This is a genomic window from Cellulomonas sp. ACRRI, from assembly GCF_022346185.1.
GTDB lineage: Bacteria > Actinomycetota > Actinomycetes > Actinomycetales > Cellulomonadaceae > Cellulomonas.
Genome location: NZ_JAKRMS010000009.1, coordinates 38,887 through 56,317, shown reverse-complemented (window position 1 = coordinate 56,317; position 17,431 = coordinate 38,887). Strand labels below are relative to the sequence as shown.

Annotated in this window: 18 protein-coding genes; 7 read left to right on the top strand and 11 right to left on the bottom strand. The window is 77.4% G+C overall.

Features of this window, described 5'->3' with window-relative positions; translation table 11 throughout:
- On the bottom strand, positions 1-1,478 hold a 1,478-nt coding region (locus tag MHY85_RS03910), incomplete at its 3' end, for a DAK2 domain-containing protein (protein ID WP_239193341.1).
- Positions 1,479-1,830: 352 nt separating this feature from the next.
- Here MHY85_RS03910 and rpmB point away from each other — a divergent pair.
- Positions 1,831-2,022, top strand: a complete 192-nt coding sequence (rpmB, locus tag MHY85_RS03905) for a 50S ribosomal protein L28 (RefSeq protein WP_135974635.1) — start codon at positions 1,831-1,833, stop codon at positions 2,020-2,022.
- 131 nt (positions 2,023-2,153) lie between these two features.
- Complete coding sequence (locus tag MHY85_RS03900; protein ID WP_239193339.1) at positions 2,154-2,675, top strand: GNAT family N-acetyltransferase; 522 nt, start codon at positions 2,154-2,156, stop codon at positions 2,673-2,675.
- A gap of 50 nt (positions 2,676-2,725) precedes the next feature.
- On the opposite strand, the gene MHY85_RS03895 is transcribed toward MHY85_RS03900, so the two are convergent.
- The 5 genes from MHY85_RS03895 to MHY85_RS03875 form a co-directional block, all read right to left on the bottom strand.
- The gene (locus MHY85_RS03895; RefSeq protein ID WP_239193338.1) at positions 2,726-3,382 is read right to left on the bottom strand and encodes a response regulator transcription factor; all 657 of its coding nucleotides are present in this window, start codon (positions 3,380-3,382) and stop codon (positions 2,726-2,728) included.
- A 50-nt stretch (positions 3,383-3,432) separates the two neighbouring features.
- Positions 3,433-4,749: a sensor histidine kinase gene (locus tag MHY85_RS03890; protein WP_239193336.1), complete on the bottom strand. Its 1,317-nt coding sequence runs from the start codon at positions 4,747-4,749 to the stop codon at positions 3,433-3,435.
- The gene (locus tag MHY85_RS03885) at positions 4,746-6,101 is read right to left on the bottom strand and encodes an ABC transporter permease (RefSeq protein WP_239193334.1); all 1,356 of its coding nucleotides are present in this window, start codon (positions 6,099-6,101) and stop codon (positions 4,746-4,748) included. Before MHY85_RS03885 ends, MHY85_RS03890 begins: the two co-directional genes overlap by 4 nt.
- A complete protein-coding gene (locus MHY85_RS03880; protein ID WP_239193332.1) occupies positions 6,098-6,796 on the bottom strand; it encodes an ABC transporter ATP-binding protein in 699 nt (232 codons plus the stop codon). Before MHY85_RS03880 ends, MHY85_RS03885 begins: the two co-directional genes overlap by 4 nt.
- 199 nt (positions 6,797-6,995) lie before the next feature.
- Entirely contained in the window at positions 6,996-8,009 is a 1,014-nt protein-coding gene (locus MHY85_RS03875) for a thiamine-phosphate kinase (protein ID WP_239193330.1), read from the bottom strand.
- Positions 8,010-8,184: 175 nt separating this feature from the next.
- Here MHY85_RS03875 and MHY85_RS03870 point away from each other — a divergent pair, with 175 nt between their 5' ends.
- Entirely contained in the window at positions 8,185-8,805 is a 621-nt protein-coding gene (locus MHY85_RS03870; protein ID WP_239193328.1) for a DUF3515 family protein, read from the top strand.
- A gap of 33 nt (positions 8,806-8,838) precedes the next feature.
- On the opposite strand, the gene MHY85_RS03865 is transcribed toward MHY85_RS03870, so the two are convergent.
- Complete coding sequence (locus MHY85_RS03865) at positions 8,839-9,993, bottom strand: D-alanine--D-alanine ligase family protein (RefSeq protein WP_239193326.1); 1,155 nt, start codon at positions 9,991-9,993, stop codon at positions 8,839-8,841.
- Positions 9,994-10,063: 70 nt separating this feature from the next.
- Here MHY85_RS03865 and MHY85_RS03860 point away from each other — a divergent pair, with 70 nt between their 5' ends.
- Positions 10,064-11,230 carry a PLP-dependent transferase gene (locus tag MHY85_RS03860; RefSeq protein WP_239193324.1) on the top strand — a complete coding sequence of 389 codons (1,167 nt, stop codon included), beginning with the start codon at positions 10,064-10,066 and terminating at the stop codon, positions 11,228-11,230.
- Here the strand turns inward: MHY85_RS03860 and MHY85_RS03855 are convergent.
- Complete coding sequence (locus MHY85_RS03855) at positions 11,227-12,228, bottom strand: NAD(P)H-dependent glycerol-3-phosphate dehydrogenase (protein ID WP_239193322.1); 1,002 nt, start codon at positions 12,226-12,228, stop codon at positions 11,227-11,229. The two genes, MHY85_RS03860 and MHY85_RS03855, sit on opposite strands and share 4 nt — an antisense overlap.
- On the bottom strand, positions 12,225-12,953 hold the full coding sequence (locus tag MHY85_RS03850) for a 1-acyl-sn-glycerol-3-phosphate acyltransferase (protein ID WP_239193320.1): 729 nt from the start codon (positions 12,951-12,953) through the stop codon (positions 12,225-12,227). Before MHY85_RS03850 ends, MHY85_RS03855 begins: the two co-directional genes overlap by 4 nt.
- Positions 12,954-13,189: 236 nt before the next feature.
- On the opposite strand from MHY85_RS03850, the gene MHY85_RS03845 reads away from it, so the two are divergent.
- Genes MHY85_RS03845 through MHY85_RS03835 form a run of 3 tightly spaced genes read left to right on the top strand, consistent with a single transcriptional unit; the run spans position 13,190 to position 15,305 of the window.
- Complete coding sequence (locus MHY85_RS03845) at positions 13,190-14,281, top strand: ANTAR domain-containing protein (RefSeq protein ID WP_239193318.1); 1,092 nt, start codon at positions 13,190-13,192, stop codon at positions 14,279-14,281.
- A 23-nt stretch (positions 14,282-14,304) separates the two neighbouring features.
- Complete coding sequence (locus MHY85_RS03840; RefSeq protein WP_239193316.1) at positions 14,305-14,490, top strand: hypothetical protein; 186 nt, start codon at positions 14,305-14,307, stop codon at positions 14,488-14,490.
- Positions 14,490-15,305 (top strand): GAF and ANTAR domain-containing protein, encoded by an 816-nt coding sequence (locus tag MHY85_RS03835; protein WP_239193314.1) that lies wholly within the window; start codon positions 14,490-14,492, stop codon positions 15,303-15,305. The genes MHY85_RS03840 and MHY85_RS03835 overlap by 1 nt, the downstream gene beginning before the upstream one ends.
- A 56-nt stretch (positions 15,306-15,361) precedes the next feature.
- Here MHY85_RS03835 and MHY85_RS03830 read toward each other — a convergent pair whose 3' ends face one another.
- The gene (locus MHY85_RS03830) at positions 15,362-16,369 is read right to left on the bottom strand and encodes a LacI family DNA-binding transcriptional regulator (RefSeq protein ID WP_239193312.1); all 1,008 of its coding nucleotides are present in this window, start codon (positions 16,367-16,369) and stop codon (positions 15,362-15,364) included.
- Positions 16,366-17,427 carry a glycoside hydrolase family 43 protein gene (locus MHY85_RS03825; RefSeq protein WP_239193310.1) on the bottom strand — a complete coding sequence of 354 codons (1,062 nt, stop codon included), beginning with the start codon at positions 17,425-17,427 and terminating at the stop codon, positions 16,366-16,368. Before MHY85_RS03825 ends, MHY85_RS03830 begins: the two co-directional genes overlap by 4 nt.
- Positions 17,428-17,431 lie beyond the last annotated feature (4 nt).

Genomic DNA, 17,431 nt, shown 5'->3' with positions numbered 1-17,431 from the left:
GCGGGAGGTCGAGCCACGCCGGCGGGGCCCGCGGACGGGACGGGGACGGCGAGGGCGGCGAGCACCGCGGCGTCGTCGGTGGCCCCGTCCGGGACGACCCAACGGGGATCGAGGTGGGCGGCGTCGAGGCGGTCCCCCGGCAGGACCGTGACGGCCCGGTCCCCGGCGGCAGCCGGCGTCGGGTCGCCACCCGCGCCGGCGTCATCGCCGGGGTCGGCGTCGTCGCCTGCGTCGGGGCCGGCGTGCACCGGCGTCTGCGCGTCCTGCGCCGCGCGGCGCACCGCGTCGCGGCCCTCGTCCGCCGGGGTGCCGTCCGGCAGCAGCACCGCGACCGCGCCGGCGTCCGCGAACGCCGCGGCCACCTCGCCCGAACCCGTGCACGCCACCACCGGGCGCTCGACGCCGAGCAGCGTCCGCACCGACGCCGTCCACCGCGCCCCGGCGGCCGTGAGGACCTCCACCACGTCGGCGGGCGCGGCCGCGTGCACGTGCGCCGTCACCAGCCCGTCGCCCGCCACCACCGCGACCGCGTCGCCCACCGCGGGCAGCGCCTCGGCCAGGTGGCGGGCGAGCCGCTCGGCGGGGGCGGCGTCGGAGCCCTGCCTCTCGCCGGGCGCTCCGTCGGCGGGCGTGCGCAGGAGTGCGACCACCTCGTAGCCGCCGGGAACCCCGGCGTCGGTCGCGATCCCGGCATCGGTCGCGATCCCGGCATCGGTCCCGGCCCCGGCATCGGTCGCGATCCCGGCATCGGTCCCGGCCCCGGCATCGGTCCCGGCCGGGTCGCCCGCCGCGCCGTGCTCGTCCAGCCACCCGACGTCCACGGGCCCGGGGCGGCCCGCGAGCGCCCCCGCCAGCGCGTCGAGCAGCACGAGCAGCGCGCACGCCCCCGCGTCGACCACCCGCGCCGACCGCAGCACCGGGTGGGCCGCGCTGATCCGGGCGAGGTCCGCGCGGCCGGCGGCCACCCCGGCGGCGAGCGCGTCCCCGTCCCCCGCGCCCCGCGCCGCCGCCTCCGCCGCCGCGCCGGCCACCACCGCGGCGACCGTCAGGATCGTCCCGTCCTCCGGCTCCGGCACCGCCGAGCGAGCCGCGTCCGCGGCCGCCGCCAGCGCCTCCGCGAACGAGCCGGACGCCGCCGCGGCCAGCCCGCCGAGGTACCGGCTGAGGATCACGCCGGAGTTCCCCCGCGCCGACAGCAGCGCCCCGCGCGCGAGCGCCCGGAGCGCCGCCCCGCCGTCGGCGTCCCGCGCCGCGTCCGCAGCGTCCACCGCGTCCGTCGCCGCCCGCGGGCCCGGGGTCGCCGCGGCGACCTCGTCCGCGGCCCCGCGGACCGTGAGCAGCACGTTGGTCCCCGTGTCGCCGTCGGGCACCGGGAACACGTTCACCGCGTCGATCCGCTCGCGCGCCGCCTCCAGGGCGGGCACCGCGCGGTCGAGCCAGGCGCGCAGCACGCCGCTGTCCCCGAGTCGCCCAGCCACGTCCGCGCGCAGTCCTCTCGTCGTCCCGGTCGTCGTCCGGCACCCGGCCTCGCGACGACCCCGCGGGCCGTCCGCCCGCGCGGCCCCTACTCTGCCGCACGCGGCCCGCAGGACCCCGGTCGTCCCCAGGCCCGGCCCGCCCGGTCGGTCCTGCCCGGGGGTGTGACGGACGTCGTTTTGAGGGTCACGGCGGTCGTGGGCTAGTCTTATCCGGTTGCCTGGCCACTGCCGGGCACAGGTGCGCCCCTCGGACAGGTCTCCGGACCGCCGGTGCGGGCACCACCGACCCACCAGGACTTGCCGCCCGGGCTCCCTCCCGAGCGGCGTGCAATGACCGGATCAGGAGAAGACCGTGGCTGCCAACTGCGACGTCTGCGCCAAGGGCCCGAGCTTCGGGCACAGCATCTCGCACTCGCACGTGCGCACCAAGCGACGCTGGAACCCGAACATCCAGCGCGTGCGCGTGGTGGTCGCGGGCACGCCCAAGCGGCTGAACGTCTGCACCTCGTGCCTCAAGGCCGGCAAGGTCCAGCGCGCCGTCTGAGCGACTCACCTCGAAGGCCCGCGCGGTTCGTCCGTGCGGGCCTTCGTGCTGCCCGGCGACGACCCGACCGCGCGCCGGTCGACGCGCAGAACGCCCTGTGGCGGCGCCGCGGCGTGTGGCACCCTGAGCGCATGAGCGAGCAGCGCCGCGAGCACACGGTCCGGCCCGCCGAGCCCCGGGACGCCGCCGGCATCGCCGCCGTGCACATCCGCACGTGGCAGCACGCGTACGCCGGCCTCGTCCCCGACAGCTACCTGTCCTCCCTCGACATCGCCCGGCGCACCGAGGTCTGGGAACGTGACCTCTCCCGGGGCAGCCGCATCCGCGCGTGGGTCGCCACGGTCGAGCCGGAGGACGTCGTGGGCTTCATCTCCCTCGGCCCCTCGCTCGACGAGGACGCCGAGCGCTCCGCGCTGCAGGTGTACGCCCTCTACCTCGACCACGGCATGTGGGGGTCGGGCGTCGCGCGCGAGCTGCTGCGCACCGCGATGCAGGACGTCCCGCCGCGGATCCCCGTGACCCTGTGGGTGTTCGCCGACAACGAGCGCGCGCGGCACTTCTACCGGCGGCACGGCTTCCAGCCCGACGGCACCGAGCGCACCGAGGACGTCGGCGGCGCCGACCTGCTCGAGGTCCGGTACCGCCGCCGCTGAGCCGCCCCGGGGGACCCGCAGGGCCGCGCCGCGGCCGGGGGACTCCGGGGTCAGCCGTCCGGGTCGGAGTTCAGCGCGCGGACGACCGCGAGGACGCGGCGGTTGTGGTCGTGGGAGGCCGTCAGGCCGAGCTTCGCGAAGATCGCGGCGATGTGCTTCTCCACCGTCCCCGCGGAGATGTACAGGTGCTGGGCGATCGCGGCGTTCGAGCGGCCCTCCGCCATGAGCGCGAGCACGCCGCGCTCCCGGTCGGTCAGGGCGTGCAGGTCCTCGGTCCGCCGGCTCGCGGCGGCCAGCTGGGTGACGACATCGGGGTCGAGGGCGGTCCCGCCCGCGGCGACGCGGTCGAGCGCGCCGGTGAACTCGGCGAGGTTCGCGACCCGCTCCTTGAGCAGGTACCCCACGCCCTGGGCCCCCTGGGCGAGCAGCCGGGTGGCGTACGCCGTCTCGATGTACTGGGAGAACAGCAGGACCCCGGTGCCGGGGTGCTCCCGCCGGATGTCGACCGCCGCGCGCAGCCCGTCGTCGGTCCCGGTCGGCGGCATCCGGATGTCCACGACGGCGACGTCGGGCCGGTGCTCGGCGACCGCGGCGCGCAGCGCGTCGGCGTCGCCCACGACGGCGGCGACGTGGTGCCCGCGCATGGTCAGCATCTGGGCGAGGAGCTCGCGCATCACGGCGGCGTCCTCGGCGATCACGACACGCATGAGTGCAGCCTCACACAGGTGGTCGGGGCCGGTTCCGGGACCTCAGTCGCTCAGGCATGCAGGGGCAGTCTGATGTCGACCGTCGTCGGCCCCCCTCCGGGGCTGCGGACCGTCAGGTCGCCGTCGACGGTGCGCACCCGGTCGACGAGGCCGGCGATACCCCCGCCCCGGACCGCGTGCGCCCCACCGTGGCCGTCGTCGGTGACGCGCAGGTCGAGCGCGGTCGCGCTCGTGCGCAGGTCGACGCGGCACGCCCGGGCGCCGCTGTGCTTGTGCACGTTGGCGAGCAGCTCGGCGGCGCCGTAGTAGGCCAGCGCCTCGATCGCGCGCGTCGGACGACCGGTCAGGTCCACGGACAGCTCGACCGGGAGCGCGGACGTGGCGGCCAGCGTCGCCAGCGCGTCGGCGAGCCCCGCGTCGAGCACGGGGGGATGCAGGCCGCGGGACAGGTCGCGCAGCTCGGCGAGGGTCCCGACGGCGTTGTCGCGGGCCGTCTCGACGAGCCGGTGCAGCTCCGGCCGGTCGCGGGCGTCGAGCTGCTCTCGCACCATGTCGAGGTTCATCGCCAGCGCGGCGAGCCGGACCTGCGCCCCGTCGTGCAGGTCCCGCTCGAGGCGGCGCAGCCGGTCCGCCGCCTCGTCGACGGCGATGGCGCGGGTCTCCTCGAGGTCGCGCACCCGCTCCTCGAGCGCCCCGGCGCCGAGCAGGGCGCGCACCAGCCGGCCGTCCAGGGCCGTGACCGCGCGGGCGAGCCACGGCGCGGCGAGCAGGACCACGAGGCCGACCGCGGCGGCACCGAGCGACTCCCCGAACGAGTCCAGGCGCGGTCCGCCACCCGGCACCGGCCAGACGAGGTCGACGTCGCGCTGCCCGACGAGCCGGCGCACCGGGGCGACCAGGTCGACGACCCCGACGAGCCACCACGTCACCGCCCACAGCCCGAGCACGGCGAGCGGCATCTTGACCAGGACGTACGCGACGGCTCGCCACGCGGCCGGGTCGCGCAGCCGCGCCACGACCCCCGCGACGAGGCCCGGGTGGGGCTGCGCCACCCGCGCCGGATCCACGACCTGCACACCGAGGAACCGGCGCGCGAGCGCGCGGTGCAGGCGGCCCAGTGCGCGCGCGAGGGTGAGGCCGGCGACCAGCAGTCCGACGCCGGGCACCGCGCCGAGCACGGTGAGGGTGAGCGCCGAGCCGAGCAGCACGGCGACCGCGATCACGACGACGAAGCCCGCCACCGCGGGGACGGAGGAGAGCAGGCAGTACGCCACCCGCGCCCCGGAGCGCCGGTCGAACGGCGCGAGCAGGAGACTGCGGACCGCGCGCGCCCGGTCACCCGGGTGGGCCGGGCGGTACCCGCTCACGAGCTGTACCGCAGTACGCCCTCGACCGCCCGCACCCGGAGCATCCGCGCCAGGGGTGCGCACGACGCGGTCAGGACGAGCGCCGTCCCGCAGACCAGGGTCGCGGCCCACACCCACGCGGGGAGCCCGGACACCGGGGTCCCGACCTTCTCCCCCAGGGGCACCAGCACCGCGCACGCGGCAAGTATCCCGGTCCCCAGGCCCGCCAGCGCCGTCACCCCCGCCTCGATCGCCACCACCGCGACGACCTGCCGCGCCTCCGCCCCGACCGTCCGCAGCAGCGAGATCTCCCGGAGCCGCTCCACCGTCAGCATCACCAGGGTGCTCGCGGACACCAGACCCGTGAAGCCCACGAACAGCAGGGTCCCGCACACCGCCATCACGTCCGGCTCGCCGGCACCGGTCATCGACACGAGCTGCACCACCGTGAACGCCGTCACCAGGGCGACCGGGGTGATCGCCGACGACAGCCGCCGCGACCGCGCACGGCACCCCGCGACCGCCAGCTCGCCGGCGACCCCGACGTGCCGGAGCAGCACCGGCGCGACGAGCGCCGTCACCGACCACCCGATCCACGGCCCCGCCAGCCCGATCCCGATCAGGTAGGCGAGCAGCACGATCGGGACCTCGGACGCCGCGTCCGCCGCCGAGCTCGCGCCCGCCACGACCGTCAGCCCGGCCGCCCCCGCCAGCACGAGCACCGCGACCACGGCGCGCACCCGCCCGGCTCGTGCCCCGCCCGGCACCGCGGTGGCGGCCAGGGCGGCGGCCGGGCGGACTCGGGACGCGCGCCAGGCTCCGACCCTGGCGCCGAGCTGCGAGCACACGAGGACCACGCCCGTCGTCGTCGCCGCGACGGGCCAGCCGGCGACGAGCACGAGCCCGTCCGGCGTCATCCCGTTCGCCCCCAGGACCGCGAGCCAGGCGTGGGCGAGCGCCACGCCGAGGGCGTACCCGACGGGCAGCACCGGCACGCAGGTCCACAGCGCCTCGGTCGCCACCATCCTCCGGATCTGCCGTGGCTCGGCCCCGACCGCCCGCAGCAGCGCGCTCTCGCGCCCGCGCTGGGCGACGGCCAGCGACATCACCTGCCCGATGACGAGGACGGACAGGTAGACCGCGAGCTGGCTGAACGCGAAGCCCACGTCGTACAGCTCGGCCTGCTGCGCCGACACGGGGAGCCGGGCCGCCGAGAACGCCAGCGTGACGCAGGCGGTGACCGCCGCGGTGCAGCAGGCGAGGGCGGCGGCCGTCCCTGCGAACGCCGACGGCCGCGACCGCACCGACGCGGTGGCCAGCCCGATCGTGGCGATCCCGGTCGTGGCGATCCCCGTCCTGGCGATCCCGGTCATGCCGGCACCGCCACCGTGTCGCCCACCAGCCGGCCGTGCGCCAGCCGCAGCACCCGGTCCGCGCGGGCCGCGACGGCGGGGTCGTGCGTCACCACGACGACGGTGGCGCCGTCCCGGTCGACGACGCCGCGCAGGAGGTCGAGCACGCCGGCCGCGGTCTCCTGGTCGAGCGAACCCGTCGGCTCGTCCGCGAACACGATGTCCGGAGCCGTGACCAGGGCGCGGGCGAGCGCTACCCGCTGCTGCTGGCCGCCGGACAGCTCCCCGGGGCGCGCGTCGCCGCGCCCGTCGAGCCCGACCCGGGCGAGCAGGTCACGAGCCCTCGCGACGTCCTCGGGCGAGCAGCGCCCGCCGCCCAGACGCACCGGCAGCAGCACGTTCTCCTGCGCGGTCAGCGCGGGCAGCAGGTTGAACGCCTGGAAGACGAAGCCGACGTGCTCGCGCCGCAGCCGCGTCCGCTCCCGCTCGCCCATGTGTCCCAGGTCCCGCCCGGCCAGCCGCACCGTGCCGGCGGTCGGCCGGTCGAGACCCGCCGCGCACTGCAGGAAGGTCGACTTGCCGCAGCCCGAGGGGCCGACGACGGCCGTCAGCGAGCGCGCCTGCACCACGACGTCGAGCCCGTGCAGGGCGTGGACCGGCCGGCGGCGGTCCCCGTACGTGCGGCTGACGCGTTCCAGCTCCAGCAGGTTGCTCACGATGCTCCGTCCACGCGGTTCGCGCGCCGCGCCCGGCGCGGCACATCTGACGTGGGACGACGCTAGGCGCCCAGCCGCGGGCGGCGGAACGACGACAACCTCCGGGCCCCCTGGGGGCAAACCCCCAGGGCAGCACCCCTCGATCCCGGAACCGGCGGCCGGGCAGGTCGCAACCCGACGAGGTCGCGGGCGCGGACGACTAGCCCCGGAAGTGCTCCCAGCCGCTGCGGACTCCCGACCGCGCGCCGCCCACGAGCACCGTGCCCGCCTCCCGGTCCACGCCGGGCTCGCGCACCACGCCGACCTGACGGAACCCCGCGGGCAGCACAACACCCGCAGGGAACGTCGCGAGCAGCCCGTGGTCCTCGCCTCCCCCGAGCACCCAGGCGACCGGCTCCGCAGCGACGGCGGCGGCCGCGCCGGCGACGGCGGCGAGGTCGTCGGCGAGCACGTCCGCGGGGTCGCCCAGGTCGATCACGACGCCGCTGGCGGCCGCCAGGCGCGCGCCGTCGCGCAGCAGCCCGTCGGACACGTCGAGCATCGCCGTGGCTCCGCCGACGGCGGCGGCCGGCCCGGCGGCGAGGGGCGGCTGCGGGCGCCGGTGCACGGCGACCACGGCGGGGTCGACGTCCGGGCAGCCCGCGTCGAGCAGCGCGAGCCCCGCAGCGGAGCGGCCGACGGTCCCCGCGAGCGCGACCACGTCCCCGGGGCGGGCGCCCGACCGCAGCACGGGCGCGGCGCCGCCGAGGTCGCCGTGCACGGTGACCGCGACGACCACGAGGTCACCCCCGGACAGGTCGCCGCCGACGACGCCGGCCCCGACGGTCGAGCACGCCGCGCCGAGCCCACGGGCCAGCCCCTCGACCCAGGTGACGGGCAGGTCCGCGGGCACCACGAGCGAGACGACGATCGCGGTGGGCCGGGCGCCCATGGCGGCGACGTCGGCGAGGTTCTGCATGGCGGCGCGCCAGCCCACGTCCTCGCCGGTGGACCAGGCGCGCCGGAAGTGCCGCCCCTCGACGAGGACGTCCGTCGAGACCACGAACCGGCCGTCCGGCGCGGCGAGGACGGCGGCGTCGTCGCCCGGCCCGAGCAGGGTGCGGTCGCCGGCGGGCAGGTGCGGGAAGATCCGGGCGAGCAGCCCGTCCTCCGACAGGTCGGCCACCGTGGGTCCGGCGGCGTCGGGGAGGTCGGGCGCGGCGCGGTCGGTCACGCCCGCCACGGTAGCGCCCGGCACCCGGAGAAGGCGGAGCCCGTCCGCCCGTCACGCTCGGGCCGCACGCAGCGCGCGGGCCGTACGCCGCACCCCGGCCGCACGCCGCATCCGGCCACGCGCCCCTCCCCCCGCCGGTTCCGGCACGCCGCTCGGGTCGGGTTACCGTGGCCCGGTGAGCCGCTCCCCCCGCCGACGTCCCGCCCGCACCGCCGCAGGGACGGCCGCGCTGGCGCTCGCCGGTGTGCCGCTGCTCGCGGGGTGCGCGTCGACCGTCGGGGTCGCGGTGGCGCCGGACGCGGCGGACCCGGCGTGCGCGCGGGTGGTGCTGGCGCTGCCCGAGTCGCTGGGCGACGGGCTGGACGAGCTGCGGACGACGAGCCAGGCCACGTGGGCGTGGGGCGACCCGACCGACCCGGTGACGCTGCGCTGCGGCGTGGCGGTGCCCGGCCCGACGACCGAGCAGTGCGTGACGATGGAGACGGCGAGCGGGACCAGCATCGACTGGCTGGTCCGGGCCGACGCGGAGCCCGCGGACACCGGCTCGGGCTCCAACGGCTCCGACGGCACCGAGGACGACCCCGACGCGACGGCCGACCCGGACGCCGACCCCACCGCGGGCCCCGACGCCCTGCTCGATCCGGGGTCGTCGGACTGGACCTTCGTGACGTACGGCCGCGACCCGGCCGTGGAGGTGCACGTCCCGGCGGCGGTGGTGGCGGAACGGTCGACGTCGTTCCTGGACGCCCTCAGCCCCGCGATCGCCCAGGTCGAGGCGACCCGCGCCTGCCTCTGACGCCCGCGGACGCCCCCGGCCCCCGCGAACGCCTCAGCGCAGCCCGGTCGGCCGCTCGAGCGCGAGCTGCAGCAGCTCGTCGAGCAGGTCGGCGTAGGACAGCCCGCTCTGCTGCCACATCCGCGGGTACATCGAGAACGGCGTGAACCCGGGCATGGTGTTGATCTCGTTGACGATCACCTCGCCGCCGGGCGTGACGAACACGTCGACGCGTCCGAGCCCCTCGCCGTCCACCGCCTCGAAGGTCCGCACGGCGACGTCCTGCACGCGGGCGATGACGTCCTCGGGCAGGTCGGCGGGGCAGGACAGCTGCACGGCGGCCTCGTCGAGGTACTTGGCCTCGAAGTCGTAGAAGCCGTGGGTCGCGTCGGTGACGACGATCTCCCCCGGCAGGGACGCCCGGGGGCGCGCGCCGCCGCGGCCGCCGAGGACGGCGCACTCGATCTCGCGCCCGACGATGCCGGCCTCGACGACGACCTTGGGGTCGTGCTCCTGGGCGGCGGCGACGGCGGCGGGCAGGTCGGCGGGGTCGACCACGCGGGTGATGCCGATGCTGGACCCGGCGCGGGCCGGCTTGACGAACAGCGGCAGCCCGAGCGCCTCGATCCGGGCGCGGACGCCGTCCCGGTCGGTGGCGAGGTCGTCGCCGCGCAGGGTGACGAACGGCCCGACGGGCAGCCCGGCGCCCGCGAGGACGACCTTCATGAAGTGCTTGTCCATGCCGACGGCGGAGGCCAGCACGCCGGCGCCGACGTACCGGACGTCGGCGAGCTCGAGCATGCCCTGGAGCGTCCCGTCCTCGCCGAACGGGCCGTGCAGCAGCGGCAGGACGACGTCGACGGCGCCGAGGTCGACGGCGGGCGAGCCGGGCTCGATGACCTGCAGCTCGCGGGAGCCGACCTCCTGCGGGAGCAGGACCTGCTCGGGGAGAGCCTCCACCTCGGGCAGCCGGCCGTCGACGATGGCCCACCGGTCGGGGTCGTCGGCGACGCGCACCCAGCGCCCCTGCGGGGTGATGCCGATGGGCAGGACGTCGTAGCGCTCCCGGTCGATCGCGCGGAGCACGGCCCCGGCGGTGGCGCAGGAGATGGCGTGCTCGCTGGAGCGCCCCCCGAACAGCACGAGCACCCGGGGGCGGCTGGCGGCGGACGCGGCGGGCCCGGACGCGGGCTCAGGGAGGCTGGACATCGCCCGGCAGCCTAGCCGCTGGGTGGGACGGGACCGTCGACGCCGCGCGCGTGCGCGTAGCCTGCGGCCCGTGACCGAGCACGCGCACGACGCCGACCTGTCCCGCGATACCCTGGCCGTGACGGCGGGCCGCCCCGCCCGCGCGCAGGGCGCGCCCGTGAACCCGCCGGTGGTGCTGTCCTCGACGTACGTGTCGCAGGGCGTTCCGCAGCCGGGCGAGATGATGTACGCCCGCGGCGACACGGAGACCTGGGGCCCGTTCGAGGCGACGCTCGGCGCGCTCGAGGGCTCGGTGCACCCGGCGCTGGTGCTGGGCTCGGGGATGGCGGCGATCGCCGCCGCGCTGTCGCTGGTCCCGCACGGCGGCCGGCTGGTCCTCCCCCGGCACGCGTACCAGGTGACGCTGGGCTACGCCCGCGACCTGGCGGAGCGCTCGGACGTGGAGGTGCAGCAGGTCGACATCGCGGACACGGACGCCGTGGTCGCGGCGCTCGACCCGGCCGCCTCGCCGACGGGACGCGCGACGTCGCTGCTGTGGGTCGAGTCGCCGACCAACCCGATGCTCGAGGTGGCGGACCTCCCGGCGCTGGTCGCCGCGGGCCACGCCGCGGGCGCCCTGGTGGCGGTGGACAACACGTTCGCGACGCCGCTGGTGCAGCGCCCGCTGGAGCACGGCGCGGACGTGGTCGTGCACTCGGTGACGAAGTACCTGGCCGGGCACAGCGACGTCGTGCTGGGTGCGGTGCTGACCGACGACGCGGCGCTGCGGGAGGCGCTGCACGGCTACCGCACGGTGCACGGCGCGATCGCGGGCCCGTTCGAGGTGTACCTGGCCCTGCGCGGCATCCGCACGCTGGCCCTGCGCGTGGAGCGCTCGCAGCGCACCGCGCTCGACCTGGCCCAGCGGCTCGCGGCGCACCCCGGTGTGGTCGAGGTGCGGCACCCCGGCCTCCCCGGCGACCCCGGTCACGCGCGCGCGACCGCGCAGATGGCCGGCTACGGCTCGATCATCGGCCTGCGCCCGGCGGGCGGGGCGGCCGGCGCCGACGCGGTCGTGGCGGCGCTGCGGCTGTGGGTGCCGGCGACGAGCCTGGGCGGGGTGGAGTCGAGCATCGAGCGCCGCCGCCGGTTCGCCACCGAGTCGCCGACGGTCCCGGAGGACCTGCTGCGGCTGAGCGTCGGCATCGAGGACGTCGAGGACCTCTGGCGGGACCTCGACCGCGCGCTGCGCGGCTAGACGCCCTCGGCCTTGCGGGGCCGCCCGAGCAGCAGCGGCGCCAGGGCGTCGACCGGCATCCCCTCGTGCAGCACCTGGACGACGGCGGCGGTGATCGGCATCTCGACGCCGACCCGCTCGGCCAGGTCGAGGACGGACCGGGAGGACTTCACGCCCTCGGCCGTGCCGCCGGTCGCCGCGACGGCCTCGTCCAGCGACAGCCCGCGGCCGACGGCCAGGCCGAGCCGGTGGTTCCGCGAGTCGGGCGAGGCGCAGGTCGCCATGAGGTCGCCCATGCCGGCCAGCCCCGGGAAGGTCTCGGCCTTCGCGCCCAGCGCGAGGCCCAGCCGGGTGATCTCCACGAGGCCGCGCGTGATGACGGTGGCCATCGTGTTGTAGCCGAGCCCGCGGCCCTGGGAGATGCCGACCGCCAGGGCGATGACGTTCTTCACCGCGCCGCACAGCTCGACGCCGACGACGTCGTCGTTGGTGTACGGCCGGAAGTACGCCGACGCGCACGCGGCGGCGACGCGCTCGGCGGTGCCGGCGTCTGCCGAGGCCACGACGGTCGCGGTGGGCTGCCGCGCGGCGATCTCGGAGGCCAGGTTCGGCCCGGACAGCACGGCCAGCCGCTCGACGGGCAGCCGCAGCGCCTCCCCCATGACCTCGCTCATCCGGCGGTCGGTGGCGAGCTCGACGCCCTTCATCAGCGACACGGCGACGGCGCCGGGCGCGAGCGCGTCGGCGAGCGGGGTGAGGACGGCGCGTGCCGACTGGGACGGCACGGCGACCGCGACGACGTCCGCCCCGGCGACGGCCGCGGCCGGGTCGGCCTCCCCCGTCACGCGCGCGGGCAGGTCGATCCCCGGCAGGTAGCGCTCGTTGCGGTGGTCGCGGCTGATCGCCTCGCACACGGCCGCGTCCCGGCCCCAGACGGTGACCTCGCAGCCGGCGTCGGCGAGGACGGCGGCGAACGTCGTGCCCCAGGCGCCGGCCCCGAGGACGGCGGCGCGGGTCACGCCGGGTCCGTCGTCGCGCCGCCCGGGCGCCGCGCGTCGTAGGGCTGGGCGGGCGGTGCCTCGTCCCGGATGTCGGCGAGCAGGGCGGTGATCGCGGCCATCACGCGGGCGGTCGCCTCGCGCAGCGTCGCGGCGTCCAGCGGGCGGTCGTAGAGGTCCGACAGGTCGACGGGCGGGCCGGCGACGACGGCGATCCGCTTGGGCGGGAACGGCTTGAACAGCTTCTTGTACCGCCCGAGCAGGTCCTGGGCCCCCCACTGGGCGATCGGGACGACGGGGGCGCGCGAGGTGAGCGCGAGCCGCGCGACGCCGGTCTTGGCCACCATCGGCCACAGGTCGGGGTCGCGGGTGAGGGTGCCCTCGGGGAACACCGCGACGCACTCGCCCTCGGCGAGCGCCTGCTCCGCGGCGCGCAGGGAGTCGCCCGCCTTCGACGTGTTCCGGTAGACCGGGATCTGCCCCGTGGTGCGCAGCACCCAGCCGAGGACCGGCACGGTGAACAGCGACGACTTGGCCAGGATCTTCGGCGCGACGCCGTGGTCGTACAGGTAGTGCGCGAAGGTCACCGGGTCGACGTTCGTCATGTGGTTCCCGGCGGCGATGAAGCCGGTGCCGACCGGCAGGTGCTCGGCCCCCCGCCAGTCCCGGCGCGTGATCGCGTACAGCACGGGGCGCAGGACGCGGGCGACGTTGCGGTAGGACCGGTTGGCGCGGGGGGGATGCACGGGAGCCGATGCTACCCGGGCGGGCCGTGGGCGGGCGGAGGGCGGGCCGAGGGGTCCGGTGCGCCGCCCCGGCGGCGGAGCCGGTGTGCGTCGAGCGCTCGGATTTGGCACTATCGGACCCTGTTCCCCCGGCCGACCCCGGGCGGACCACCGCGCATCGTTGGGACGAAGCGAGCCGCGCGAGAAACCGGCCTGACGTGCACTGACGACGTCGGGGCCTCGGCTTCGGAGCACCAATGTCCCTGACCTCTCGTCCCGCGTCCGGCCCGGCACAGCCGAACCCGACCGCCCCCGGGACGTTCCACGTGCTCGGCGACGGCGACGCGCTCGCCTGGTCCGAGCCCGTCTACCGCCTGCACGGTTTCGAGCCCGGCGACGTGGTGCCCTCCACGGCGCTGATGCTCGCCCACTGCCACCGCGAGGACCGGCCCGCGCTGGAGGCGGTCCTCCGCGCGGCCCCGGTCGCCGGCGGCGACGGCAGCAGCGTCCGGTACCGCCTGCTCGACGCGGGCGGAGCGGAGCGCTCCGTGCTGGCCGTCCTCGCCCCGGGGGTCGACGCGCGGCACGCGCACCGCTCCGCGGACGGCGACGCCGACCACGGCGGGCGGCCCGCCGGTCCCCCCGTCGCCCCGGACGGGCGGACGCCGGAGCGCCTGGGCCTGCTGGTCGACCTCGGCGCGGAGATCAGCGCGACCGCGGCGCGTCGCGCGGACGACATGCTGGCCGCGGCCATCGCCTCGCGCGAGGTCATCGACCAGGCCAAGGGGGCGGCGATGCTCGCCTACGGCCTGGACGGCGGCGCGGCGTTCGACTTCCTCCGCTGGCACTCGGAGCACCTGAACGTGAAGGTCCGCTCCGTGGCGGAGCGCCTGCTCGAGTCGCTGCCGGGCCGGGAGGCGGACCGCGACCCGCGCGACGTGCTCGACGCGGCGCTCGCCGGGCTGGCGGACGTGACGGGCGGTGCCGAGGTGGCCGGCCTGGACGGCGCGACCCGGCCGGCGCCCGCCGGCGGGCGCACGCTGCCGGCGACGCTGGTCGTCCGGCACACCGTCGAGGGGCGCGCCGTCGTGGCTCAGCTGGCCGGGGAGGTCGACGCGGGCACCGCGCCAGCGCTGGTCGCCGGTCTCACGGAGGCGCTGCGCGCGGTGCCGCCGCGCGGCACGCTCGTGCTGGACGCCTCCGGGCTGCAGCGGCTGGGGCCGGTCGCGGCGCTGCACATCGCCCGGCTGCGGCGGCGCGCCGAGCACGCGGGCGTGCAGCTGCGGGTCGTCGCTCCCCTGTCCGGGCGCGCCGAGATGCGGGAGGATGTCACCGGCGCGAGCATGTGAGCCACCCGACCGAGGAGGACCGCATGACCCAGGACCCGTCCGCCCGCCCCGACGGGGTGCTGCCCGGCGGCGACCCCGACGACGTCGCGGAGCAGAGCACGCCCGGCTCCGAGGGCGACGGCCCGGAGGCCGGCTACTCGGGTTCCGGCGACGCCGCGGCGCAGGGCGACCAGGAGCCGGAGGGTCACGCTCCGGCGGGAGACCGCTGATGTCCGCCGACCCGGTGCGCGGTCTGGACCTGCCGCCGGTGGGTGAGCCGGCCGCCACACCGCCGGACTGGCGGGCCGGGGCGCTGGGCGACCTGCACGACCTGCTCGTCTCGGCGGTGCCGGTGGAGCACCTCCTCGAGGCCGTCGCGGTGCGCGCGGCGGCCCGGGCGGGCGACGGGTGCTCGGCGGCGATCACCGTGCGGATCGGTGCCACGTCGGCCGTGGCGGCCGCCACCGACGAGCGGTCCGCCCACTGCGACCGCGCCGAGCAGCAGGCCGGGGCCGGGCCCTGCATCGACGCCTCGCGCACGCAGCGCCGCATCGTCCTGGCGGACGTGGACGGCGTCGACGCGCGGTGGGAGCGGTGGCGCGCCTGGCACGAGGCCACCGTCGACGCCGGGTTCCGCTCGGCGGCGGCGCTGCCCGCCGCCCGGTCCGACGGCGAGCGCATCGAGCTCGCGATCAACCTCTACGCCACGGAGGCGGGCGGCTTCCCGGAGGACGTGCTGGCCGACGTCGGGCGGTTCGCCGAGGACGCCGCGCGGGCCGTGGTGGTCGCCTCGGTCCTGCAGGAGAAGAGCCGGGTCAACGAGGACCTCCGGCTGGCGATGGCGTCGCGCACGGTCATCGACCAGGCGCTCGGCGTCGTCATGGCGCAGAACCGCTGCGGCCCGGAGGAGGCGTTCGCGATCCTGCGCCGCGCCTCCCAGACCCGCAACCAGAAGATGCGCGACCTCGCGGCCTCGATCGTCGCGTCCGTCTCGGGCGCGGCGCCGCACAGCCCGCACGAGTTCCGCGAGCGGCCGCGGGGCTGATCCCGGCCTCCCGCCCCGCCCACGCCCGGGGCCCGGCGCGCGGCCGCGACCCGAGGTCAGGGCGCGGGCGGCCCGCCGACCGTGCTGGGCCGCACGGCGACCCGGAACGGCACCTCCACCTGCACGGGGCCCGCGCCCGGGTCCTCCACCCGGCGCACGAGCAGCCGCACCGCCTCCCGCGCGAGCACGCCGAGGTCCGGGGCGACGGTCGTCAGCCCGGCGTACCGGGACTCCTCGATGTCGTCGAACCCGGCGACCGCGACGTCGCCCGGGACGGCGAGGTCCGCGGTGCGCAGGGCGTGCCACGCGCCGAGGGCCAGCAGGTCGTTGAAGCAGAGCACCGCGTCGAACCCCACGCCCGCGGCGAGCAGCTCCCGCACCGCCCGCACGCCGTCGGCCCGGCGGTACGCGCCCACCCGCGGCACGAGGGCCTCGTCGGGCTCGAGGCCGGCGGCCGCGAGCGCCTCGCGGTGCCCGCGCCACCGCTCCCCGCCGGTGCTGCCGGCCTCCTGGCGCCCGAGCACGGCGATCCGCCGCCGCCCGGTGGCGAGCAGGTGCTCGGTGAGCTCCCGGGCCGCCCGCACGCTGTCCATCGCGACGTGGTCGGCCCCCACGTCGTACCGGTGCTCGCCGAGCATGACCAGCGGCGTCCGGCCGATCCGCCGGACCACCGTCTCGTGCGGGGTGACGAGCGGCGACAGGATGACGCCGTCCACCAGGCGCGAGGTCAGGTCGACGAGCGCGACCCGCTCCCCCTCGACGTCGCCGCGGGTCTCCTCGATCACCAGCACCCGGCCGTGCTCCTTCGCCGCCCGGCCCGCCGCGGAGGCGAGCGCGGCGAAGTACGGCGAGGTGAGCTCGGGCACGGCCAGCGCGAGGATGCCGGACCGGCCGTGCCGCAGGCTGCGCGCCGTGGCGTTCGGCCGGTAGCCGAGCTGCTCGATCGCCGCGAGGACCCGGGACCGGGTCGCCGCGGTGACGTTCGGGTGCTCGTTGACGACGTTCGACACCGTCTTGAACGACACGCCCGCCACCGCGGCGACGTCCCGGAGCGTCACCGTCACGGCAGCCGGTCCACGGTCGCCGCCGGTCCGGCCAGCAGCGGCACGCCGTCCGGGCCCCAGTCCAGCGGCGTGAGCCACATCTGGCGCCCGGGGTACGCGGCGCCGACGGCGTCCGGCGGCCACGCGTGGTGCACGTACCAGGTCGCCCCGTCGTCGGCCGTGACCACGCAGCCGTGCCCCGGGCCGGCGGCCTCGGGCGAGGACCGCATCAGCGGCTCGTCGAGCGGCTTGGCCCACGGGCCGGTGAGCGCGTCGGCGACGGCCCAGCCGACGCCGTAGTCGGCCGACCCGTAGTCGTTCGCCGAGTACAGCAGGTGGTACCGGCCGTCGCGCAGGACGACCGTCGGGCCCTCGACCAGGTGGCCCTCCCACGGCTGGTCGTGCGTGATGAGGTCGACCGGTCCGTCGCCGACCAGGGCGAGACCGTCCGGGGCGAGCTGCTGCACCCGGATCCACGACCGCACGCCGACGTGGTTGCCGTCGTTCTTCCAGAGCAGGTACGGCGTGCCGTCGGCGTCCACGAACGGGGAGGCGTCGATCGACCCGCCCTCGTCGTGCTCGCAGACGAACGGCGCGTCGGCCTCGTCGACGAACGGGCCCGCCGGGTGGTCCGCGACCGCGACGCCGAGGCACTGCCGCTGCGTCGTCCGCTCCATCGCCGTGTAGTACGCCACGTACCGGCCCTGCAGCTCGACCACCTCGGGCGCCCAGTGCCGGCCGGCGCCGGTCCACGGCGCGAGCACCGGCATCCCGTCGCCGACCACCTCCCAGTGCACGAGGTCGTCGGAGCGCAGCACCGGCAGCGTGCCGAGCCGGCCCTGGGTGCCGTAGGCGTACCAGGCGTCCTGCGCGCGCAGCACGAACGGGTCGGGCAGGTTGCCGTCGTGCACGGGGTTGGTGAAGGCCACGTCGCGCTCCTCGGGGTCCTGGGTCGTCGCGGGGTCGGTGCCGGGGTCGGGTGGGCCTGCGCCGGGGCCGCAGCCGGCGAGGACCGCCACGACGGCCAGCACCGCCAGCGCCCCGACCGGCCCCTGTCCGCGGGCGGGTCCGCGTCGCACGCCG